The sequence below is a fragment of the Colwellia sp. PAMC 21821 genome (assembly GCF_002077175.1).
GTDB lineage: Bacteria > Pseudomonadota > Gammaproteobacteria > Enterobacterales > Alteromonadaceae > Cognaticolwellia.
On the sequence record NZ_CP014943.1, the window covers coordinates 983,296 to 1,007,851 of the forward strand.

General features: G+C 39.7%; 18 protein-coding genes and 1 pseudogene. 10 read left to right on the forward strand and 9 right to left on the reverse strand.

The window, feature by feature from the left end:
- Positions 1-18: 18 nt before the first annotated feature.
- On the forward strand, positions 19-381 hold the full coding sequence (locus tag A3Q33_RS04090; protein ID WP_081178837.1) for a hypothetical protein: 363 nt from the start codon (positions 19-21) through the stop codon (positions 379-381).
- A gap of 232 nt (positions 382-613) precedes the next feature.
- Here A3Q33_RS04090 and A3Q33_RS04095 read toward each other — a convergent pair whose 3' ends face one another.
- The 3 genes and pseudogenes from A3Q33_RS04095 to fadI form a co-directional block, all read right to left on the reverse strand.
- Positions 614-817: a hypothetical protein gene (locus tag A3Q33_RS04095; protein ID WP_081178838.1), complete on the reverse strand. Its 204-nt coding sequence runs from the start codon at positions 815-817 to the stop codon at positions 614-616.
- Between the two features lie 247 nt (positions 818-1,064).
- On the reverse strand, positions 1,065-3,218 hold the full coding sequence (gene fadJ / locus A3Q33_RS04100; RefSeq protein ID WP_081178839.1) for a fatty acid oxidation complex subunit alpha FadJ: 2,154 nt from the start codon (positions 3,216-3,218) through the stop codon (positions 1,065-1,067).
- Positions 3,218-4,524, reverse strand: a pseudogene (gene fadI, locus A3Q33_RS04105) (acetyl-CoA C-acyltransferase FadI). The gene fadJ and the pseudogene fadI overlap by 1 nt, the downstream one beginning before the upstream one ends.
- A 251-nt stretch (positions 4,525-4,775) precedes the next feature.
- On the opposite strand from fadI, the gene A3Q33_RS04110 reads away from it, so the two are divergent.
- From A3Q33_RS04110 to A3Q33_RS04145, 8 genes are all read left to right on the forward strand, one after another.
- Positions 4,776-5,732: an AAA family ATPase gene (locus tag A3Q33_RS04110; RefSeq protein WP_081178840.1), complete on the forward strand. Its 957-nt coding sequence runs from the start codon at positions 4,776-4,778 to the stop codon at positions 5,730-5,732.
- A gap of 15 nt (positions 5,733-5,747) precedes the next feature.
- On the forward strand, positions 5,748-6,758 hold the full coding sequence (locus A3Q33_RS04115; protein WP_081178841.1) for a DUF58 domain-containing protein: 1,011 nt from the start codon (positions 5,748-5,750) through the stop codon (positions 6,756-6,758).
- Positions 6,746-7,330 (forward strand): DUF4381 domain-containing protein, encoded by a 585-nt coding sequence (locus tag A3Q33_RS04120; RefSeq protein ID WP_081178842.1) that lies wholly within the window; start codon positions 6,746-6,748, stop codon positions 7,328-7,330. Before A3Q33_RS04115 ends, A3Q33_RS04120 begins: the two co-directional genes overlap by 13 nt.
- Positions 7,327-8,346 (forward strand): vWA domain-containing protein, encoded by a 1,020-nt coding sequence (locus A3Q33_RS04125; protein ID WP_081178843.1) that lies wholly within the window; start codon positions 7,327-7,329, stop codon positions 8,344-8,346. Before A3Q33_RS04120 ends, A3Q33_RS04125 begins: the two co-directional genes overlap by 4 nt.
- Position 8,347: 1 nt before the next feature.
- Complete coding sequence (locus tag A3Q33_RS04130; RefSeq protein ID WP_081178844.1) at positions 8,348-10,219, forward strand: vWA domain-containing protein; 1,872 nt, start codon at positions 8,348-8,350, stop codon at positions 10,217-10,219.
- On the forward strand, positions 10,213-11,883 hold the full coding sequence (locus A3Q33_RS04135) for a BatD family protein (protein WP_231295774.1): 1,671 nt from the start codon (positions 10,213-10,215) through the stop codon (positions 11,881-11,883). The genes A3Q33_RS04130 and A3Q33_RS04135 overlap by 7 nt, the downstream gene beginning before the upstream one ends.
- Before the next feature lie 427 nt (positions 11,884-12,310).
- Positions 12,311-12,826, forward strand: a complete 516-nt coding sequence (locus A3Q33_RS04140; protein WP_502687240.1) for a sigma-70 family RNA polymerase sigma factor — start codon at positions 12,311-12,313, stop codon at positions 12,824-12,826.
- Positions 12,819-13,532, forward strand: coding sequence for a DUF3379 family protein (locus tag A3Q33_RS04145; RefSeq protein ID WP_081178846.1), 714 nt, complete (start codon positions 12,819-12,821; stop codon positions 13,530-13,532). Before A3Q33_RS04140 ends, A3Q33_RS04145 begins: the two co-directional genes overlap by 8 nt.
- A gap of 138 nt (positions 13,533-13,670) precedes the next feature.
- Here the strand turns inward: A3Q33_RS04145 and putP are convergent, their stop codons facing one another.
- A complete protein-coding gene (putP, locus tag A3Q33_RS04150; protein ID WP_081178847.1) occupies positions 13,671-15,155 on the reverse strand; it encodes a sodium/proline symporter PutP in 1,485 nt (494 codons plus the stop codon).
- A 291-nt stretch (positions 15,156-15,446) separates the two neighbouring features.
- Between putP and A3Q33_RS04155 the strand changes: the two genes are divergently transcribed.
- On the forward strand, positions 15,447-16,667 hold the full coding sequence (locus A3Q33_RS04155) for an EAL and HDOD domain-containing protein (RefSeq protein WP_081178848.1): 1,221 nt from the start codon (positions 15,447-15,449) through the stop codon (positions 16,665-16,667).
- Positions 16,668-16,954: 287 nt separating this feature from the next.
- Here the strand turns inward: A3Q33_RS04155 and galE are convergent, their stop codons facing one another.
- The 5 genes from galE to cysN form a co-directional block, all read right to left on the reverse strand.
- Positions 16,955-17,965: a UDP-glucose 4-epimerase GalE gene (gene galE, locus A3Q33_RS04160; RefSeq protein ID WP_081178849.1), complete on the reverse strand. Its 1,011-nt coding sequence runs from the start codon at positions 17,963-17,965 to the stop codon at positions 16,955-16,957.
- Positions 17,966-18,018: 53 nt separating this feature from the next.
- The gene (locus tag A3Q33_RS04165; protein ID WP_081178850.1) at positions 18,019-18,975 is read right to left on the reverse strand and encodes a DHHA1 domain-containing protein; all 957 of its coding nucleotides are present in this window, start codon (positions 18,973-18,975) and stop codon (positions 18,019-18,021) included.
- Between the two features lie 153 nt (positions 18,976-19,128).
- A complete protein-coding gene (gene cysC / locus A3Q33_RS04170) occupies positions 19,129-19,731 on the reverse strand; it encodes an adenylyl-sulfate kinase (RefSeq protein WP_081178851.1) in 603 nt (200 codons plus the stop codon).
- Positions 19,732-20,062: 331 nt separating this feature from the next.
- Complete coding sequence (locus A3Q33_RS04175) at positions 20,063-21,790, reverse strand: SLC13 family permease (protein ID WP_081178852.1); 1,728 nt, start codon at positions 21,788-21,790, stop codon at positions 20,063-20,065.
- A gap of 1,345 nt (positions 21,791-23,135) precedes the next feature.
- Positions 23,136-24,539, reverse strand: coding sequence for a sulfate adenylyltransferase subunit CysN (gene cysN / locus A3Q33_RS04180; protein ID WP_081178853.1), 1,404 nt, complete (start codon positions 24,537-24,539; stop codon positions 23,136-23,138).
- Positions 24,540-24,556 lie beyond the last annotated feature (17 nt).

Genomic DNA, 24,556 nt, shown 5'->3' on the forward strand with positions numbered 1-24,556 from the left:
ACTTAAATAGGAAGTAGTATGCTTAGTTCATTAATTTTATCTTTAGTAATGTCATCAACACCAGCGGCAACAAACGTAAATGATTTCAACCCTGAAGTTATAGGCACTAGACCTGGCACAGTTCGTATAGGTACTAGACCTGGCACAGTTCGCATTGGTACTAGACCAGGTACAGTTCGCATTGACGCTCAAGGTATCAAAATCGAAGAAGTTGGCACTAGACCTGGCACAGTTCGCATTGGCACTAGACCTGGCACGGTTCGCATTGGCACTAGACCAGGTACAGTTCGCATTGGCACTAGACCAGGTACAGTTCGCATTGACGCTCAAGGTATCAAAATCGAAGAAGTTGGCACTAGACCTGGTACGGTTCGCATCTAGGAGGCTTTATGATCAATTTAATTAAAGCATTATTTATAGCTGAAAAGATAGAAAACACTATCGCTGCAAGCATCGAAATAAAAGAAATGCCTGCAAGCACTTGGTGGAATTAAGCTCACATAGCAATATTAGCAAGCTATAGAGTTATAAGAGTATTGGACACTTCGCTACAAGGAAGTTAGCGTCTTTATATTAAGCGCTAGTAGTATAAAAACAGGGATTAGTTGACGTATTATGCCGAAAATAACAAACAATCAAAACCAAAGCGCTGGTATGTCTTTAAGCGTTTTTTCATACAGAACATTGGCCATACAAAAGGCCCAAACATCAAACCTGCTGTTGCCCATCGTTTTACACCTAAGCCACTACTAATCGCCTGGCAATAGAAAAACACAGAAAAAACAACACTTAATACCGCGCTTAATAACAAAATCATGCTCTACTCACTTCGAAAACATTATACTTACAAAAGACAGAAATCACTAAACGCCTATATTTTAGCAAGTTTAGAGTAATTATTCAAAACTATTATAGCTAATTTTATCATCACTTCTACACCTTAATATAATACTAAAGCTAAAAATACAGTAAAAAAAAGAGGCAATACATTGCCTCTTTTTTAGTCAATTATTGCCACCATCGCGGCAGATAAATACCGTTAATGATGTATAAATAATCTCGTTTTATTTATAAAAACTATCACTTTGCTCTGCCATTTTCACTAACGCATCACAAGGTGTAAATCGCTCACCAAACTCGGCTTGCCACTGTGTCAGTTTACTGACTACCGTAATAGCGCCAATTTTATCCATATATTGGAATGGCCCGCCAAGAAACGGAGGGAAGCCAATACCAAAAAGAGCGCCAATATCACCATCGCGTGCATTACGAATAATACCTTCATCTAAACAACGAGCAGCTTCATTCAGCATCATATAAACACAACGTTCTGCTTGCGCATCTGTAACCTTTGTATTGCTAACCTGTAGCCCTAATAAGGTGTATACGCTGTCATCGACTACTTTTTTCTTGCTCTTAGTGTTGTATTGATAAAAGCCTTTCTTGGTTTTTTTACCTAAACGGCCATCATCAATTAATTTAGAAAATGCCGCTGGAGGTGCAAATCTATCACCTAAATCCGCTTGCAAGATCGGACCAATTTTAGCACCTACATCAATACCCACTTCATCTAAAAGCTGCATAGGGCCAACCGGAAAACCAAATTTCACCATAGCTTTATCCAACGCTTCAATAGAGCAACCTTCAAGTAATAGTATGGCTGCCTCATTCATATAAGGCGCTAAAATACGATTAACATAAAAGCCCGCTTTATCTTTCACAACTATAGGTGTTTTACCTTGCTGCTTAGCGAATGCGACAGTTGTTGAAATCGTTTGGTCTGAGGTTTTTTCATTCGGAATTATCTCTACCAATGGCATTTTATCCACCGGAGAAAAGTAGTGCAGGCCAATAACATTTTCTGGACGCAAAGCCTTCTCAGCTATTTTACCGATGGGCAAACTTGATGTGTTACTTGCGAAAATAGTACTTTCTTTACAATGGCTTTCAATCTCAGCCACCATATTTTGTTTTAACGTTAAATCTTCAAATACGGCTTCAACAACAATATCTACATTATTAAAACCAGTATAATCTGTCGTCCCCGTTATCAAGGCTAACTGACTTTGCATTTCGCTATGGCGCATAAAACGGCGTTTAACTTTTTTGTTTAACAAGTCATAACCATATTTCAAAGCATAACTAATTCCTTGATGTGAGATGTCTTTTATACGCACGGGTAATTTAGCTTTTGTTGCCGTTACAAAAGCGATACCACCGCCCATTAAGCCACCACCAAGCACTGCTGCTTTAGTTATTTTTTCAGGAGCAACACCTTCAACACCCTGCTCTTTTTTCATATCAGTGGTAGCAAAAAATACTTGTCGAAGCTGAGCTGAAACATCACTCATGACTAATTGACCAAAATGGTCCGCTTCGACTTGATAACCTTTCGAAGGCGCTTGTTCAACACCAGTGCGAATACAGTCAATTATTTTTAAAGGTGCTGGATAATTACCCTTGGTTTGACTTAATACCATTTTGGTCGCTTTATTAAATAAAACACTTCGACCTAAACCATTACCTTCAAGTAACTTATCCATTATTGATAATTTACGAGCTTTAGGCTTTGCTTTACCTGAAAGTGCCAGCTGCTCTGCAGATTTTAGTAAAACACTGTTCGGAACTACGTCATTGACTAAACCCGCTTTTAACGCTTGAATACCACGCAACTGCTTACCGGTAAGCATCATATCTAATGACTTTTGAATGCCAACAAGTTTTGGTAATCTTTGTGTACCACCACCACCAGGCAATAGACCTAACTGTACTTCAGGCAACCCTAACGCAGTTTTAGGGCTGTCACTACAAACTCTGGCATGACATGCCATAGCAAGCTCTAATCCACCACCTAAACAAGCACCATGAATCGCAGCAACCACAGGTATAGATAAGTTTTCAAGTTGATCAAAAATCATTTGCCCTTGGCGTGACAGAGCTGTTGCTTCAGAAGCAGAGGTACAATTAGCTAACATGTGTACATCAGCACCCGCGACAAAAGAATCCGCTTTACCACTGGCTAATACTAAGCCAATAATTGACTTATCTTCGCGTATCTCTTTTAAAATTTCAGCAATTTCATCGGCAAACTCAGCTTTTAATGTATTCATGGATTCGCCTTTAACGTCCATGATCAAATGTGCTATGCCATTTTCTTGGCGCGCTAAGCTAAAGGTCTTATTATTCTCTTTTTGTTCTGTATTTTTTACATCAGTCATTAGTCTGTCTCCACAATCATAGCCGCACCTAAACCACCCGCCGCACAAGCAGTGGTTAAGCCAACACCGCCGCCACGACGGTTTAATTCATTCAATGTTTGTACAATCAAGCGCGTACCTGTTGCGGCAAACGGATGACCATAAGCTAACGAGCCCCCATAACATTAAACTTGTCCATATCGATTTCACCAATGGCTTTATCGCGACCTAAATGCGTTTGAGCAAACTTGTTACTAGCAAACATTTTTACGTTCGCAAGTGCTTGTGCTGCAAATGCTTCATGCATTTCAATTAAATCTAAATCAGCTAAATTCATGCCTGCACGCTTTAAAGCTATTGGCGAGGCATAGCTTGGTCCCATTAACATATCTTCCCATACGTCAATGGCGGCAAAGCCGTAACTGCGAATATAACCTAATGGTTTATAGCCTAGTTCTTTCGCGCGACCTTCACGCATCATTAAAATGGCCGAAGCGCCATCGGTAAGCGGCGTACTTGTCGCAGCAGTTACCGTACCGTGTTTACGATCAAATACCGGACGTAATTTCGCGTAACTAGCTAATTCTGAATTCTCACGAATACAATTATCTTTCTCAATATATGACTTGTAAGGTTCGCTGTGTGCAGTCATCACTTCGCCAGCCAACTTGCCCTCTTGCCAGCTTTTAGTCGCTAAGGTATGAGAGCGATGAGCAAGCGCGTCTTGTGCTTCACGGGTGATCCCATGAGTTTTTGCCATTTGCTCAGCGGTATGGCCCATTGACAAGCCTGTTGAATATTCTGCAACGGCAGGAGGAACAGGTAATATATCTTTAAAGCTAAGTTGGCGTATCAACGCCATTTTTGCACCAAACGAGCGGGCTTTACTTAAATCTAATAAAGTACGCGCGAATTTTTTTGACACTCCGATAGGAGCAACAGAAGATGAGTCAGCACCACCAGCAACACCTACATCAACAAAACCGGCCATAATTGACTCAGCAACATTCACTGTCGATTGAAAACTAGTCGCACAGGCGCGTGAAACACTGTAGGCATCCGTATGAACATTCATCCCTGTTCCTAAAACAATTTCACGGGCAATATTTGGCGCTTCTGGCATTTGCACAACTTGCCCAAAAACTAACTGATCGATAATTTTAGGGTCAACGTCATGCTTTTGTAGTAATTCATTTACCACAATTTTACCTAAATCAACGGCAGGAATGCCATGAAAAGCGGTAGCTTGTTTTGCGAAAGGCGTGCGTAAGCCAGCGACTATAGCTATGCGCTCTCCGCTGCCTGTTACTAATTTTGATTGTGTCATTTTTAATTCCATCTTGTTGCAACGCTCAAGAGGTCAGACCTCTTCGGATTTACTATAATTCTAACGATAAATAGAAATAATTCAATCATTAGCTAACAAAAGTTAAAAAATTAATACCAAGGTATTAAAAAGCTGAAGAAAAATCCCTACAATTTTGTCATTATGGTTGTTTTTTTAAACCTGAACCTTATATCAATCTATGGGTCAGACCTGCTGACTTCAATTATTATAATCAATAAGAAAGATAAACTATGGCTATTGAACATTTTTCCTCATTAAAAGAACATTTATCTTCACAAATTATCGGGCAGCATGCGCTGGTTGAAAACTTACTCATTGCACTTTTAGCTAATGGTCATCTTATTGTAGAAGGTCCTCCGGGTTTAGCAAAAACTCGTGCTGTTAATGCATTAGCGCAAGGCTTAGAAGCTGACTTTCATCGAGTGCAGTTTACGCCTGATTTATTACCGGCAGATTTAACCGGCACCGATATCTATCGTCCTGAAGATGGTACCTTTGTTTTTCAACCTGGGCCATTATTTCGTAACTTAGTACTAGCTGACGAAATAAACCGTGCGCCAGCAAAAGTACAGTCTGCTTTATTAGAGGCGATGGCTGAGGGTCAAATTACTGTCGGCCGAAACACTTATCCACTACCTGAATTATTTTTAGTCATGGCAACACAAAACCCGATTGAGCAAGAAGGTACTTATCCATTACCTGAAGCACAGCTCGATCGTTTTTTAATGCATGTTGAAATTGACTACCCAGATGCCGCCAGCGAGTTAGAAATTTTAAAACTTAACCGTGGTGAAGCATTAAAAATAGAAAAGCAGGCTGTTAAAGAAATTACGCAAGCCGACATTTTCGCCGCACGTGAACAAGTGATGCAAATTCACATGGCTCCCGCGGTAGAAAACTATATTGTTGACTTGATAATGGCAACTCGTCAGCCAGAAAAATATGACGATAAGCTAAAACAGTGGCTTGCTTACGGTGCTAGTCCACGTGCCACAATTGCTTTAGACCGATGTGCACGAGCAAGAGCTTGGTTAAATAACCGAGATTTTGTCAGTCCTGAAGACGTTCAAGCGGTTTTTCACAATGTATTGCGTCACCGCATCATCATGACCTATCAAGCTGAAGCAGAAGGTATCAGTAGTAATCAACTACTTGACCATTTACTTAGTTTAGTGGCGGTTGCCTAGGCGCAAGTTACCCTTATGTGGTTTAATCAAAAAAAATCGACCGAGCAAGATAACCCGCAAGCATTGCTTGATGAACTGGTTAGTAATGGTATTGAATTAACCATAGATGAGCTGATTCGTTATCAAACGAAAAGCTCACTGATTAATTTAGCGGCCTCGAAAAGCTCGCATGGCAAAATGTCAGGCAATTACCTCGCTCGTAGTAAAGGACGAGGGATGGAGTTTGATGAAGTGCGTCATTATCAAAACGGTGACGACATTCGTGCTATTGACTGGCGAGTAACAGCGCGCACAGGCAAAACACACACAAAATTATTTCGTGAAGAAGTTGAACGCCCCGTACTTATCGCCACTGATTTAAGCACCAGCATGTTGTTTGGCAGCCGTTTGCTTTTTAAATCTGTACAAGCAGCACATGTGGCCTCCCTTGTAGCCTGGCATGCTAAGTCGCGTGGCGATCGCATCGGCGGAGTGGTGTTTAATCAACAAAGCCATACTGAATTAAAGCCGCGTAGCCGACAACAAGGCGTATTGCATTATTTGCATGCGCTAGTTAAAAGCCATGCCGACTCTGTACAAATTGCTAGCGAAAATTTAAATAAAGAACAAGCTAAAGTAGCCTTTGAACAAAATTGCGCGCGTTTACGTCAGCTCGCAAAACCTGGCAGTTTAGTGTATTTAATTACCGATGCATTTAGTCTTTCTGAAGAAGCCGTTCGTCACTTAGCTAATATTAGTCGCCATTGTGAATTAGTGGTGTGTTTGATCAGCGACCCACTAGAGCAACAACTGCCGGATAGCGTGCAGAAAATTAGCGTTGCTATTACTAATGGTGATGACGACGAGCGACAACAATTTATACTCGGTGACAAGGCACTTGCTGAAAAATATCACCAGCAGGCCATGAGCTTAAACAACACCATGGAACAACAACTCACTAAAGCAGGCGCACGCTTACTGCACTTTTGTGCCAGTGAAGCACTCGAAACCCAATTACATCGCGGAGTAGCGTCATGGATCCGTTAGCACAACTCAGTGATATACACCTACCTAGTAATATACATAATTATCCTATTGCCCCAGGTTGGTGGCTTCTAGCTATTATCACTTTAGCGTTAATTATTTATGCTGTAGTAAAACTTCGTCAATATTTTATTAAGCGTAAAGTACAAAAAATAGCATTAAAACAATTATCCACGGCAACTGAAATAAGCACTATGGTCACTTTGCTAAAATGGGCCGCTTTACAATATTTCCCTCGAGAGAAAGTAGCTCACTTAACTGGCGATGCGTTTAAAGCGTTTTTAGTTACAACACTGACTGCGAAGCAACAACAAAAGTTTGCTGATCTTAGTGCCGAGCATTTTAAGTCTGTCTATCAAAGTGACTCTGCTAGCCAAAGTACTGATGATTTTTCTGCTGCCGCAACATTATGGCTTAGTCATGCGCTGCCGCCCAAAAAAGACTTATCTATGTCAGCCAGTTCTCCAGCTAAAAGTTCTAATGTTTTATTAGATAGCAGTAAAAAAATTGAAGATAAATCCGTTGAAAACAAATCCGTTGAAGATATTGTTCAAAATGAAGGAGTCAAATCGTGATCCATTTTGATTTCCTCTGGGCGTTAATCGCTCTCCCCCTGCCATTACTTATTTATTGGCTACCCGCTAAAAAACAAGTACAAGCAGCGCCGCTTAAAATGCCCACCATCATTAAAGGCATGCAAACACAAGAGTTTGCCCCAGAAAAGAAAAAAACATCTTTGCTCATCCTCAGCCTTATTTGGTTGTTAGTTGTGCTCGCCAGCACTCAGCCACAATGGCTAGGCGAAGCGGTTAATGTGCCTACTGAAGGGCGTGAAATGATGATCGCTGTCGATCTATCTGGCAGTATGCAAGTAGAAGATATGACCTTGAATGGTCGCAGTGTCAATCGTCTTGATATGCTAAAAGTCTTGCTCGGTGAATTTATCGAACGCCGCAGTGGTGACAGGCTAGGTTTGATTTTATTCGGTGACGATGCCTACATGCAAACCCCGATGACTTTTGATCGTAAAACCGTGCAACAAATGCTCGACGAAACGGTATTAGGCCTAGTAGGTAAACAAACCGCTATCGGTGATGCTATCGCATTGGCTGTTAAACGCTTTGACGAAAAGAAAGATTCAAATCGCGTACTGTTATTACTGACCGATGGCCAAAACACCGCAGGAAAAATTACGCCCGATCAAGCACTTGAATTAGCTGTAGCAAAAGATATTACTATCTACTCTATCGGTATTGGTGCTGATGTTATGATCCAAAATTCATTATTTGGCGCCCGTCGTGTTAACCCTTCAAGTGAGTTGGATGAAGAGTCTTTACAACGCCTTGCTGATGAAACCGGCGGTTATTATTTTCGAGCCCGCGCCAGTGAAGATATGAGTAAAATTTATAAATTATTAGATAATTTAGAACCTGTAGAGCAAGAACAGCAACAAATGCGCCCACTAACCGCCTTGTACTACTGGCCTTTAGGTTTAGCTTTATTGATAAGTTTACTCACCCTGCTAATTAAGAGTGTTTCCAATGGTCAATTTTTCATTCGCAGAAAAGAAGTAACGGGAGTGAAGTATTAACATGGCTGACTTTCATTTTATTCGCCCGCTTTGGCTACTCGCCATTATTGCCTTAATGTTCATGTTGTTTATGCTAAAAAAACTGCGTGTTAAACAATCTGGCTGGCAACAACTTTTACCCGCTCATTTAGCGAAAGTACTCGTACAAGGCAACACAAAAGCGAAATCAGGCTCATTAGTTCTACCTTTTTTTATTGGTTTGCTATCAATCATAGCGATGGCAGGTCCTAGCTGGCAAAAACTGCCACAGCCGGTGTATCAAGTAGCACAAGGCTCTGTCTTGATTATGGACATGTCCTATTCCATGTATTCAACCGACGTTGCACCTAATCGTCTGACGCGTGCGCGCTATAAAGCTATAGATTTACTCGATAATATTAAAGAAGGTGAAATCGGTCTTATCGCTTATGCGGGCGATGCTTTTAACATTAGCCCACTTACCGGCGACAGCAATAATATAAAATTATTACTACCGTCATTAAGCCCAGAGCTAATGCCTGTGCTGGGTAGTAACCCTTTCGCCGCACTTGCTTTAGCCAATGAAATGTTAGTCAACGCTGGCCATAACAGCGGGGATATATATTGGTTTACCGACGGCATTGATAACATAGATATTCAAGATATAACCCAATGGTCGCGTGATCACCCTTATCGCCTTAATATTCTTGGCGTTGGCACAAAAACAGGCGCGCCTATTAAACTCAGTAACGGCGAGTTAATGAAAGACGACAACGGCGCAATTATTGTGCCCAAACTGCCCGTGCAAGCATTACGAGGCCTCGCGCAACGCGGTAGAGGAAATTACACCACGCTAACTCATGACAATAAAGATATTGAACGACTGATCTACAAGCCAATGGTCACAGACACCGACAACACCAAAGAAAGTGAAAACACCGGCGATCAATGGCAAGAATTTGGCCCTTATTTGTTGCTCTTAGTTTTACCACTGTTGTTAAGTTACTTCAGACGTGGCGCACTATTGGTAACGCTTCCGTTTGCTCTATTATTAATGCCAAATAAAAACGCGCATGCAGATATGTGGCAAGATCTTTGGAAAACTAAAGATCAACAAGGCCAAGCTCATTTTAAAAGTGAGCAATACCAACAAGCTGCAGCAGAATTTAAAAACCCACTATGGCAAGGAAGTGCACACTATAAAGCCGGTGATTACGAACAAGCCCTAGCCGCGTTTCAACAAGAGAACACCGCTGACGCACTATATAATCAAGGTAATGCCTTGGCTAAACTGCAGAAAATTGACGAAGCGATAGCAGCCTACGATAAAGCTTTACAGCTTGATGCCAATTTAGCCGATGCAAAAAATAATAAAGCCATTCTTGAACAGTTAAAGCAGCAGCAAGAAAACCAAGACCAACAATCTGGTGACGATCAACAAGAGCAAGACAAAGATCAAGAGCAACAAAATCAAGATGGCGAAAGTCAAAACAGCCAAAGCCAAGACGGTGAAGATAAAAAAGGCGAGCAGCAGCAAAGTGATCAAAATGGTCAACAAAACTCAGAACCAAAAGACCAATCCGAACAAGGTGAGTCATCTGAGCAACAAGATTCTGAAGATCAACAAGCGCAAAAAGACCAGCAACAAGCTGACAGTGAGCCACAAGAACAGACAGATGAGCAACAAGCTAAAGAAGCTCAGCAAGCCAAAGACACTGAAGAGTCAAATGATGCACAAAGCGTAGAAGCAAAACAAATAGCTGAGCAGTTAGCCAAAGAAACCGAACAAAAACATCAACAATTACTCAATAAAGTAACAGATGATCCCTATATGCTACTGAGAAATAAAATGCAGTTAGAGTATCAAAAACGAAATCAAGATCGCCGAAATGTAGGAGTTAAGAAAAAGTGGTAAGAGTTATAATTTCTTTGTTGGCTATTTTATTATCATTTCATAGCCACGCGTTAACACAAGTCAGTGCCTCGGTAGATAAAAACCCGGTAATGGTCAATGAATCGTTAATATTAACCGTTACCGCCGATGATGACATAGACAGAAACGCCTTAGACACATCAGCATTATTAACCGACTTTATTGTTGGCAGAACCTCCGTTAACTCACAAACTAGCATGGTGAACTTTAACACCACGCGAACCACCACTTGGAATACCGTATTAATACCGCGTCAGTCGGGTGAGCTTATTATTCCAGTATTTGATATTGAAGGCGTAAAAACACAAGTTATCAAACTTAACGTATTAGCGGCCAACAAATCAGCAGCGTCAAGCCAGCAAGATTTATTTATCACCACTCAAGTATCTGCCACCGATATATACGTGCAACAGCAAATTACCCTAACGGTAAAGCTGCACTTCGCGGCAGAATTAAAACGCGGCAGTTTAACTGAACCGACTTTAGCGGGCGCAAACATTTTACAAGTTGGCAAAGATAAAGAGTCAGAAAATATCATTAACGGTAAACGTTATCGTATTATCGAACGCGTATATGCCATTAGTCCGCAAGAAAGTGGTGAAGTCACATTAAATTCGCCGATTTTTTCTGGCGAAATAATGATGCCTTCAGCCAGGCGTTCTAACTTTTTAAGCTTCGCGGATACAAAACCGGTTAGCGTGGTCGGCGACGACATTAAGTTAACGATTAAAGCTATTCCTGCTCAAGTTAATGGTGCATGGTTACCCAGTGAGCTGTTAGCTTTACATCAAGAATGGCAACCTGAGCCAAGCCAATTTAAAGTCGGTGAACCTATCACTCGCACCATCACCCTCACGGCAGCGGGTCTTTCAGAAGAGCAATTACCCGAAATTACGATGGATGTACCTCAAGGATTAAAAGTTTATCCTGATCAAGCTACGCTTCACACCGGCCTTAACAATGAACGTTTAGTCAGTCAGAAAGTGATCAACTTTGCCATTGTTGCCAGTCAAGCAGGTGAATATCAATTACCTGAAATTACGGTACCTTGGTGGAATACCGTGACAAATAAAGCAGAAGTAGCAAAAATACCCGCTCAAACAATCACGGTATTACCAAACGCTGATATAACGCAAATCGTCACAGCACCACCAAGCGTTGCCCTTGAAAATACAACGCCATCGCCGATTGTAGAAACGGTGATAATTCAGCCGAACAACTTCCTACAATGGCTATTTCTAGCTTTATGGCTATTAACATTAGTCGCGTGGTATTTATCGGCTAAGCGCACTACTAAACCTAAGCGAATAAATGGTGAAACCAGTAGTAAGGTTAATAATGCACAGCTTGCTATAATGGCGGCATGTAAGAAAAATAATGGCGAATTAGCCTTAACCTGCTTACTGCCATGGGCACAATCACAAGCATCAAGCAGTAGCGAAAGCGAGTCACTAACAACTCTTGACTCATTACATAGTTACTTCAACGATCAAGCACTGACTAACGCTATTATTGAGTTACAACAAAGTTATTATGGAAAAAGCCCTAGCGACTGGTCAGGCAACAACCTGCTCGCGGCCATACAAATGTTACATAAAAAAAATCATAGTAAATCAGCAGACAAAAAAATTAACATTAACCCTTAAAAAACATTAATTTTTTATCGGAAAAGGAGCTATCGAAATTATACCAATTTCATGAATTAGGTGATCTATTTTATACTTTGTGAAAATGACCAAATACACGGCATTTATTTTAATAACCAGTTGTTCAGGACAATAGGCGCCTGCATTGTCTAATAAGCTGCATATATGTAGCGATAATGATTAAATAAATAACGCCGTAGTGGGTCGTTTTAACCCGTATAAATGATCAGATAATAGATGAGATTGGTATTAGCGCCTTTTTTATATTTCCCCTACTATTCGAAGTCATTAATCCCTCGCTTCGTTACCGCTATTTAACCGCTTAGTATTACCGCTAACCGTCAATATTTTTTCACGTTATAATGTAACTATCTAAATAAATGCATTCGTGTGAAATAAAATGACAAAGCCTCAGGTCTCTTACAACATGGCGACAAAACAAGTTAGATACGAAGCACTCGTTAAAGCATTACATGCAGATTTATATCGGTATGGCTATTGGCTATGCAACGATAAGCATATTGCTGAAGACCTAGTGCAAGAAACATTTTTACGTGCATGGCGCGCGCTTGACTCGTTGAAAGACGAAAAGGCGGCAAAGTCATGGCTAATTACTATTCTGCGCAGAGAAAACGCCCGTCGTTTTGAGCGCAAGCGTTTTGAAATGAGTGAATATGAAGAAGCAACCATTACCGATGCAAAAGCAACCAGTAGTGAACAGGAAATTGAAAACCATTGGCTGCGTGAAAAAATAGCTCAAATGCCTGAAGAGTACCGCGAACCATTAGTGCTTCAGGTCATAGGTGGTTTTACTGGTGAAGAAATTGCCACCATGTTGTCGCTGAATAAAAATACCGTTATGACACGATTATTTCGTGCTCGCAATCAATTGAAAGAGGCCGTAGACGACGAGCCAAAATTAAGAGGTCTACACAATGGATGATTTGCAATTTAGACGAAGCATATTAGCCGATCCAAAAAGTCGAGATGAGGCAATTAATGCCAGCATAAAAAATGATCCGGCAAAACAAAAGTTTGTACAAGAAATTGACAATTTAGATAATAAAATCGCACAAGCAATGAATATTCCAGTGCCTGACGATTTAGTTAACAAGTTAATTTTACGCCAAACATTAGCCAGCCATCAGCAACAAAAACGTAAAACACGCGTTCGTTTAGCCATGGCGGCATCGGTTGCATTTGTGATGGGTTTAACCGTTAATTTTTATATGTTTTCTAGTACATATAAAAATTTAGGTGACTATGCTATTGCACATGTTAATCATGAAGCAATGCACTTTTCTAATAATGACCAGCCAAACGTAACGTTAGCTTCGTTAAACGAGAAAATGGCGACATTTAAAGGCAGTTTTGATAGTACCTTCGGCACGCTGATTTTTGCTGATTATTGTCGCTTTGACGGCAGTAAAAGCTTGCACTTAGTCTTTCAAGGTAAATCAAGCCCAGTTAATATCTTTATTTTACCCGAAGACGAAGACATTAAATTTATAGCTAATTTTGCGAATGATAAATTACAAGGTAAGTCATTAAACTTTAACCAATCAAACATTATAGTGGTTGGTGATAAGCAAGAGCCCATTCAACAATGGCAAGAACGCGTTAATAAAAATATTACCTGGTCAATTTAGTTATCTAACTTAACTGTATTACGGTTTATAGCCTTTATAAACCGCACATTCAGAACAATCAAAAAAGCCATGACAATGTCATGGCTTTTTAATAAAAACTGAAAGCTTAAAACTGACAGCGTTCAGCTCATATCTGAGTTAGTGCTTAGCAGCAACCTGATCAAATATCGCTTCTATTTCTGGTTGTTCTTTTGTCGTCATTCGACTGACTAATACAATAGCAATACTCGCCATAATAAAGCCAGGTACGATTTCATACATAACCGAACTTAAAGATTGACCATTAATAGTGATTGGCGCGTAAATCCAAATCAATACAGTAATCGCTCCAGTTAACATACCTGCTAGCGCTCCATGTCGGTTCATTTTCTTCCAATACAAACTCATAATAACTAACGGGCCAAATGCGGCACCAAAACCGGCCCAAGCATTACTTACTAACGTTAATATCGAACTTTCTCGATCATAGGCAAGGAAAATTGCCACCATTGCCACTAAGGCTACTGACAATCGACCAACAAATACTAATTGCTTCTCACTGGCATCTTTATTTAAAAATGCTTGATAAAAGTCACCGGTTAATGAGCTTGAAGTCACCAACAGTTGCGAAGAAATAGTACTCATAATTGCCGCTAAAATCGCAGCAAGTAAAAAGCCAGCAATAAGCGGATGGAACAACACTTGCCCAAGTAGAATAAATATCGTTTCAGCATCATTAACCACTAAACCTGTTTTAGCCACGTAAGCTACGCCCGCAAAACCGGTCGCCATAGCACCAAATAACGATACAATCATCCAACTCATACCTATTCGTCTTGCAGCAGGTAAATCGTCTACTGAACGTATAGCCATAAAACGCACAATAATATGTGGTTGACCAAAATAGCCTAATCCCCAAGCCATGGCAGATATTATAGCGACAATACTAACGCCACTAAAAAAGTTTAAAAATTCAGGGTTTATCTGCTCAATGGTGGTAAGCATAGCTTCCGTGCCACCAACATCTGATACTGCAACAAATGGCACCAACACCAAGGCAACAAACATGATACAGCCTTGAACAAAGTCAGTCATACTCACGGCTAAGAAGCCACCAAACAGCGTATAAAGCACAACAACGCCAGCAGTAACATAAAGGCCTATTTCATAACTTAACCCGAATGAACTTTCGAATAGCTTGCCGCCGGCAACAATCCCTGAAGATGTGTAAAGGGTGAAGAATAAAATAATAACTATCGAAGAAGTGATACGTAATGCACGAGAACTATCAGCAAAACGGTTTTCAAAAAAATCTGGCAGGGTTATCGAGTCATTTGCCAGTTCTGTGTAGGTTCTTAATCTTGGCGCTACAATCAAATAATTTAAGTATGCACCTAGCATCAAGCCAAAAGAAATCCACACACTACTTAAGCCTACTGTGTACATAAGCCCGGGAACGCCCATCAGCATCCAACCACTCATGTCAGAAGCACCCGCAGAAAGTGCTGTTACCCCAGGGCCTAAACTACGCCCTCCCAACATAAAACCAGAAACGTCGCTGGTAGACTTTTTAAAAGCATATAAACCTATTCCTAACATTACAGCAAAATATAGTGCCAATGAAATCATTGTTCCTACAGCCATTTAACCTCCGAAAAACATTATACCAATTGAACTGATCTATTTTGAAACTTAACGAGTATAATCAATATGGTATTTAAAACTGTTCAAAAAATTAGCTATTTACTAGACATTTGAACGTGAGCAACAATAATATGCTTAGTTAATAGCAGTTTCCATGTTTTTTCGTGAGTATTCACAAATATTTGTGTTATAAATAAGAGAGCTAATGTGCAAATTAATTTTGCCAAACAATAATACCAAGCAATAATAATAAAGTTATCTGTTATAACGTTGGATTAATTAGGGATTTGTATGTACTTTTACGCAGCTAGGCAGCCCATTCTGGATATAGATAAAAATCTATTTGCCTACGAGCTATTGTTTCGCGATAGCATAATTAATGTCTTCCCTGACATTGATGGTGACGAAGCAACTACAAAAATGATCGAGGCCAGCAATTTTAATCTCGGCATCAGTGAATTTACCGGTAACAAACCTGCTTTTATTAATTTCACCTTAGAAACTCTGATTAAAGGTTATCCAGAAACCTTAACTACAGAAGAATTAGTAGTCGAAATTTTAGAAACGGTAAAACCAGGCAAAAAATTATTGTCCATATGTAAAGACTTGCATGAAAAAGGCTACACCATCGCTTTAGATGATTATATTCATCAGACGGTATGGCAGCACTTCTACCCGTTTATACATATTATTAAAATAGACTGGCAAGACACCACAGTAGACACTATAAAAGAAGTTAAAGCCGCCATTGAAGCTTTTCCGCACATAAAATTACTCGCGGAAAAAGTCGAAACCTATGAAGAATATAACCAAGCTGTAGAATTAGGGTTTGTGTTATTTCAAGGCTTCTTTTTTGCTAAACCAGAAATGGTTAAAACCAAAAATTTATCACCATCACAAATAGCCATGGCTGAATTACTCTATGAAACATCAAAAACAGAGTTAGACTTAGCCAGTATCACATCAGTGTTTGAGCGTGATGTAACTTTATCCTATAAATTATTACGTTACGCAAACTCGGCTATTTTTAAACGTAGAAGTGAAATATCCACAATTAAACAAGCACTTGTTACCTTAGGTTCATCAGAGCTAAAACGCTTTCTTGGATTAATGTTTGCTGCAAATATTAACCCTGAAAAGCCATCTGAACTCATTAACTCTGCTATGGCACGTGCAAAATTTTGTGATTTAATGGCTAGTGAAGTTAAACAACCCATTGATAACGCCATTGCCTTTCTAACAGGACTTCTCTCGTTAATTGATGCAATTGTTGATGAAGATTTAGAAAGCATTCTTACCAAACTTCCGCTAGCTCAAGAAATTAAAGACACGTTATTAACACGTGAAGGCGATACAGCTGACTTAATTAAATTGCTAGAGCTTATAGAACGAGCCGAATGGTCAGAAACCACCGCAATAATGCAAAAGCAAGGATTAGACAAAGCCGCAGTGGTTAAATGCTATAACGAAGCAATAGCCTGGGCCGACGAGCAAACCATTGCTAATTATTAGCCATTAAATAACTACTGCTCAAAAGACAAAACTAAAAAAACCTAATATGAAAATATTAGGTTTTTTAGTTTTTTCAGCTCTTTGTAGGTTGGGCTTCAGCCCATCGCTCTATGGATATATAAGCACCAGACATGACGGCATAAATGCCGACCTACAATAACAAACGCTACCTATTCAGGTTTGTCACTGCCAGATTTTTTGTAGGTTGGGCTTCAGCCCATCGCTCTATGAATATATAAACACCACACATGACGGCATAAATACCGACCTACAATACCAAGCGCTAACTATTCAAAACCATTAGGGTTTTGTGACTGCCAGCGCCATGTATCTGCAATCATAGTGGCTAAATCACGTTTAGCATGCCAACCAAGCAAAGTATTCGCAACACTCGCGTCAGCATATACCGTAGCAATATCTCCAGCGCGTCGTGGTGCAATGTTGTAAGGTATATCTTGCCCTGATATCTCTTTAAAGGTATTAACAATCTCTAAAACCGACGTACCATTACCCGTACCTAAATTAATAGGAACACAGCCTTTAATTTCGCTTAATTTTTCTAACGCTTTAACATGGCCTTGGGCTAAATCAACCACATGAATGTAATCTCTAACGCCTGTGCCATCAACTGTTTGATAGTCATCACCAAAAATTTGTAACTGCGCTAATCGGCCAACAGCGACCTGTGAAACGTAAGGCAGTAAATTATTCGGAATTCCGTTAGGATTTTCACCAATAAGGCCAGACTCATGTGCGCCAATCGGATTAAAATAGCGTAAACAAGCAATAGACCATTGCTCATCACTGCGCGCCAAATCAAACAAAATATTTTCTATCATCAATTTGGTTTGACCATAAGGATTGGTCGCCGATGTTGGCATAGTTTCATCAAGTGGCGAAGGATTGTTCTCACCATATACTGTGGCAGATGAACTAAACACTAAATTTTTAACGTTCTGCTCAGCCATTACCTGCAACAAGGTTACCGAACCAGAAACATTATTATGATAATAATTTAACGGAATTTCACTAGACTCACCAACCGCTTTTAAACCAGCAAAATGAACAACAGCGTCAATGTCATACTGCTCAAATACTTTCGTTAGAGCTTGGCGATCACAAATATCAGCTTGAATAAATGTTACCGACTTCCCCGTAATTTGTTTAATACGATCAAGTACTAATGTTGAAGAATTTGATAAGTTATCAACAATAACAATATCTTTATCCAGTGCAAGTAATTCAACAACTGTGTGGCTACCAATAAAACCTGTACCACCTGTGATCAACAAACTCATTTTAAATCCTTATAATGATTTACTCAGTTAACGCTTAAAAAAGCCAACATAATCTATTGATAATATTTTGACACTAACGCAATGAAGTTACCAAGTTTTTCTTTCGGTAATTGGTTGATGCCGGCCGCTGCGGCTCTACCGCCACCGGTGTCAAATTGCGCACATAGCTCGCCGGCACCTACTTTATTATTTATCGGAGCACGTAAGCTAACCGTGTAACTACCGTCTAAATTTAAAGTGATAACAGCATGCGCTTTATCAGGGTTTTGATTAGCCAATTCATTACCATACACACCGCTAACTCGGCGCGACCATGCGGCATCTTCAAGTTCAATAACCTGCAAAGCGGCATCGTCATGTAATACGCTCGCTTGTTTAGCTTGTGCCATATCACTTAAATAAGCCTGTTCAAGAATGGAAAATATTGAGTTGGCTTCATTAACCAAAGTAAAGGGATCTGGATAACTCAGTAAGGTAGTAAATAAAACATCAGGCGCGATATGCAAATCATCAACAGTTCGCCCGTAGCCATTATAATTAATATAAATACCTAACGCTTTCAGCTGTGCTTGTTCTTTTTCTGACAAACCGGCTTGCTGAGCTAACTGCTCAGCCGCTATTAACATATTATCGCCAAACGCAGCCACAATAGCCCACAAAGCATATTGCCCCGCTAAATATTTATTAACCAATAAACTGGTACAAGTATTAGCGTCAGTATCAATAATTTCATGTAAATACGGAGAGTTTGGTACTAAGCCTGTACGATGATGGTCGACATAAAACACCTCAACATTGTTAGCCAGCAAACCAGCTAATGCAGAAATGTTTTTTTCCATCGAAATATCAAGCACAGTCACAGACGTTGCAAGGCCAGCAGGCACTTGCTGCAATAATTGAATATCACGCTTAACGCCAGTGATCAACTTCGAAACCCTAGGCTCAGCTAAACGTAATTGTAATAACGCGATAATGCCATCCGCATCACCATTAAAAACATCATAATGCATATTAATATCTCTTTAAAAAATTATTTACCATACTATACATAAGCTTAATTGTAGGCTATTTGTAGGTTGGACTTTAGTCCATCAGGTTTTGTGTCTGCCTAGCAGTGTCTCACTAAAGCCCGACCTACAATAAATCCCAATCTTTATTGATATTTAGTCAGCTATAAAACCCTGCGCAATAAGATAATCAACCACTTGCTGAGCACATGCTTCAATACTTTTATTGCTAGTATCAATGTGAATTGCAGGGGCTTCAGGTGCCTCATAAGTTGAATCTATACCGGTAAAATCTTTAATTTCACCGGCGCGGGCTTTTTTATACAGCCCTTTAGGATCACGTTGTTCGCAAATGGCAATTGGCGTATCAATAAATACTTCAATAAACTCACCAGACTCAAGCTTATTCGCCGCCATTGCGCGATCGGCAGCAAAAGGAGAAATAAACGCCGTCGAGACAATTAACCCCGCATCAACAAACAGCTGGGCTACTTCGCTAATACGGCGAATGTTTTCAACTCTGTCTTCATCGCTAAAGCCTAAATCGCCATTCAAACCATGACGAACATTATCGCCATCGAGTAAATAACTATGGCACTTACGTTGAAATAATAAAGCATCTACAGCATTAGCGATAGTTGATTTACCCGAACCACTTAAGCCGGTGTACCATAATAAACAAGCTTTTTGCTGTTTCAATTCAGCACGTTGTGTTTTGCTCACTTGCTGAGTGTGCCAAACAGTATTTTCAGTTTTCATATTATTCCTAAAATTGAATCAAAACTAACTTAAAACAGAGCTGTAAGCCTTCAGTTTTAAGCTGTCAGAAAAATCTAAAAAACAGCTGTCAGCTTTCAGTTTAAAGCTGTCAGTAAAATCTAAAAAAACAGCTGTCAGCTTTCAGTTCAAAGCTGTCAGTAAAACCTAAAAAACAGCTGTCAGCAAACGCCCAACTAATCTTTTTCTTTTAACTGATAGCTGACAGCTTAAAGCTTCTCTAAAACTAACATTTCAGTTACTGACAGCTGACAGCTTAAAGCTGACAACTTAAAGCTTAAAACTATGTTTTTCGCTTTAAACTATGTTTTTCTTAAAACGGAAAAACATTCGGTAATAACATTAACACCACAAAACTATAAGTCAGTGTTATCGGCCAACCAAATTTAATAAAGTCGGCCACTTTATAATTACCGGCATTAAACACCATAATATTAGTTTGATAACCATAAGGGCTAATAAAACTGCCACTCGCGCCAAAGGCAACCGCCATCACTAACGGCAAGGGGTTAACACCTAAGCCAATGGCAATATTATAAGCGACAGGAAATACCAAGGCAGCAGCAGCGCTGTTTGTAATAACTTCAGTTAATACTAGGGTGATGAAAAATATCACCACTAAAGCAATAATCGCACTTTGTCCTGCCAATAATTGTTCAATTTCATTGGCAAAAACAGCCGCAACACCACTATGTTCAAATGCTTGCGCTAACGTCAACGCACCCAGCACAATCAGCCATATTTCAATCGGGAAACGGCGTTTAATTTCATTAACCGTTAAACAACCCGATAAAATTAACAACGCTAGATAAAACATTAAGCTCGATAATAAACTTATGCTGGTAACCATAGTCAGTGCAATGGCAATTACAAAACCGAAAATAGCTAACGAATCGCGCCAACCTGACAGCATATTGTCAGGTTTATGACCAGAAAGTATAAAAAAGTTTTTCGTTAAATTAGTACGAGCACAAAAATCAGAACCAACCGCTAAGACTAAGAAATCACCCGCTTGTACGGTAATATCACCCAGTTTTCCTGAAAGCGAAGTCCCCTCTCGTCTAATAGCAACCACAGCTGCATCAAACCTAGCTCGAAAACCAGCCGACTTTAACGTTTCACCAACAATAGCAGAATCATGCTTAATTAAGACTTCCGTTAAGTTTTCACGCAACAAACCATCTTCTTCTGCGAATAGCGTCAAGCCGTCAAATTGCTGCAATACAAGTACTTTACTGATATCACCACTAAATATCAGTCGGTCCTGCGGCTGTATCACTTCATCAGGCGTAACTGGTGAAATAAGCCGTCCGTCACGTACTAGTTCAACTAAAAACAGTGTATCTAAATTTCTTAAACCATTATCTTCAATGCTTTTACCCACAAGTTTAGAGTTTTGTTTTACTTGCGCTTCAACAAGGTATTCCTTAACCTCTAACTTCTCGTTTGGCATATCAGCTAAGGTATTTTGGCGTAGTAATATAATCAGCAAACAAGCAATTAATGCCGAACCTCCGACTAACGTAAAGTCAAAAAAACCTAAGCTTTCTTGGCCTTGTTCAAGCCATAAAGAATTTACAATTAAGTTAGTAGAAGTACCAATTAAGGTTAAAGTGCCACCAAGAATAGCGGCAAATGACAGCGGTAATAATAATTTACCGGGATTAACCACAGTATTTTTTTTCACTACCGAAATTAGCGTAGCAACCACGGCGGTATTACTGATTAATGCTGAACTTAAGGCCGTAAAAACAAGTGTTCTGAAACTTGCCGTAGCAGATTTCCCATTCAGCATTAAAGCCGAAATGCGCCTGATAATACTGGTGCGTTCATAAGCAAAAGAACATAACACCAATAATAATAACGTGACTAAGCCCGGATTAACGGCATTACTGAGAATGTCATCGGTGCTAACAAAAGACGCCGCTAAGCACAGTAACGTTGTACTACCAAAAACGCGCTCGGGCTTATTAGGAAAACAAACCAGCCCGATCAGCGTTAATGCAAATATTGCGACCAGTAGCCACTGCGTTAACAACATAATGTAAACCTAACCCTAGCTACTGCTCTGATAAAAAAAATAACGGAATAAAAAAATGAACAGTATCAATAACAACGTTTAAAATCACCACCCACTACACTATCACCATCAGGCTCCATGTAGGTTGGACTTTAGTCCATCAAGTTAAATGTAATTTAACCCTCTGTAGAATAAATACCCTTCGACAAAACAATATAGCCTGAAATTTTTTATCGCCTATCACATTAATGGCTTGCTTAACGATTGACGGACTGAAGTCCGACCTACAAAAAATCACAGCACAATTGCCCTACACTACATTATCGCCCAAAGGCTCCATGTAGGTTGGACTTTAGTCCATCAAGTTAAATGAAATTTAACCCTTTGTAGAATAAATACCTTTCGACAAAACAATATAAGCTGAATTTTTTATCGCCTATCACATTAATGGCTTGCTTAAAGATTGACGGACTGAAGTCCGACCTACAAAAAATCACAGTACAATTGCCCAACACTTCATTATTACCCAAAGGCTCCATGTAGGTTGGACTTTAGTCCATCAAGTAAAATGAAATTTAACCCTTTGTAGAATAAATACCCTTCGACAAAACAATATAAGCTGAATTTTTTATCGCCTATCACATTAACGGCTTGCTTAACGATTGACGGACTGAAGTCCGACCTACAAAAAATCACAGTACAATTGCCCAACGCTACATTATTACCCAAAGGCTCCATGTAGGTTGGACTTTAGTCCATCAAGTTAAATGAAATTTAACGCTTTGTAGAATAAATACCCTTCGACAAAACAATATAAGCTGAATTTTTTATCGCCTATCACATTAATGCCTTGCTTAACGATTGACGGACTGAAGTCCGACCTACAAAAAATCACAGTACAATTGCCCAACACTACATTATTACCCAAAGGCTCCATGTAGGTTGGACTTTAGTCCATCAAGTTAAATGAAATTTAACCCTTTGTAGAATAAATACCCTTCGACAAAACAATATAGCCTGAAATTTTTTATCGCCTATCACATTAATGGCTTGCTTAACGATTGACGGACTGAAGTCCGACCTACAAAAAATCACAGCACAATTGCCCTACACTACATTATCGCCCAAAGGCTCCATGTAGGTTGGACTTTAGTCCATCAAGTTAAATGAAATTTAACCCTTTGTAGAATAAATACCCTTCGACAAAACAATATAAGCTGAATTTTTTATCGCCTATCACATTAATGGTTTGCTTAACGATTGACGGACTGAAGTCCGACCTACAAAAAATCACAGTACAATTGCCCAACCTACATTATTACCCAAAGGCTCCATGTAGGTTGGACTTTAGTCCATCTAACCAAATTTACTTCAATAAATCGCGCGCGCCCCAATGTGGGAAGTGCTTACGTACTAAAGTATTCAGTTCTTTTTCAAAGGCTGAGTACTGATGCTCTTCCTGAGCTTCAAGCGCGCCATTAATCATACCAGCGCCCACGGTAACATTACTCAATCGATCGATAATAATAAAAGCACCTGTAGCCTTATTATCACCATAAGCATCAAAATGTAACGCTTCAGAAACTTCAAATTGTGCAACACCAATTTCATTAAGCGCTAATTGATCAACATCAAATTTCTCTAACGTATTCACATCAATACGGTGATCAATTTTAATCGCATGTCCGGTCGTAAGCTTACTACCATGCTTAATATAATACTCACGGCCTGGTTCTAGCTCGTCTTCGTGCATCCAAACAATAGTGGCACTTAACTCTTTGGCTGAAGAAGGGATATGACCTTTTTTAACAATCATTTCGCCGCGACTGATATCAATTTCATCTTCAAGCGTTAAAGTTACAGCCATACCGTGGTCTGCGCGTTCAATGTCACCTTCAAAAGTAACAATAGATTTTATCTTGCTCTCTTTACCTGATGGCAAAGCAACAATTTCATCACCTACGCGAATATGTCCTGAGCCAACCGTTCCAGCAAAGCCTCTAAAGTCTAAGTTTGGGCGGTTAACATATTGAACTTGAAATCTAAATTGCGTGAAGTCTTTTTTATCATCAACCTTAATCGTATTTAGTAACTTCATTAATGTGGCACCTGGGTACCAAGACATTTTGCTACTTTCTTCAACAACGTTGTCGCCATTTAGCGCCGAAATTGGTACAAAGCGCACATCTTCAAATGCTAAGTCATCAACAAAATTACGATAATCTTTTTTAATCTCTTGATAACGGTCTTGACTATAATCAACTAAGTCCATTTTGTTAACAGCAACTAACACATGCTTAATGCCTAACAAAGAACAGATAAATGAATGACGACGCGTTTGCACTTGCACACCGTGGCGAGCATCAATCAAAATAATAGCTAAGTCACAAGTAGAAGCACCTGTCGCCATATTACGTGTGTATTGCTCATGGCCAGGAGTATCAGCAATAATAAACTTGCGTTTATCTGTAGCAAAATAACGATAAGCAACATCAATTGTAATGCCCTGCTCGCGTTCAGATTGCAACCCATCAACTAGCAAAGCTAAATCAATTGCTTCACCGGTAGTGCCCGACTTTTTACTGTCGTTTTTAATCGCCGCTAATTGATCTTCAAAGATCATTTTAGAATCGTGTAATAACCGGCCAATTAAGGTACTTTTGCCATCATCAACGCTACCACAAGTAAAAAAGCGCACCATTTCTTTGTTTTCATGCTGCTTCAAATAAGCTTCAATATCTGTTTCAAGTAAGTCTTCTGTCTGACTCATGTTTTTTCCTTGGAAAT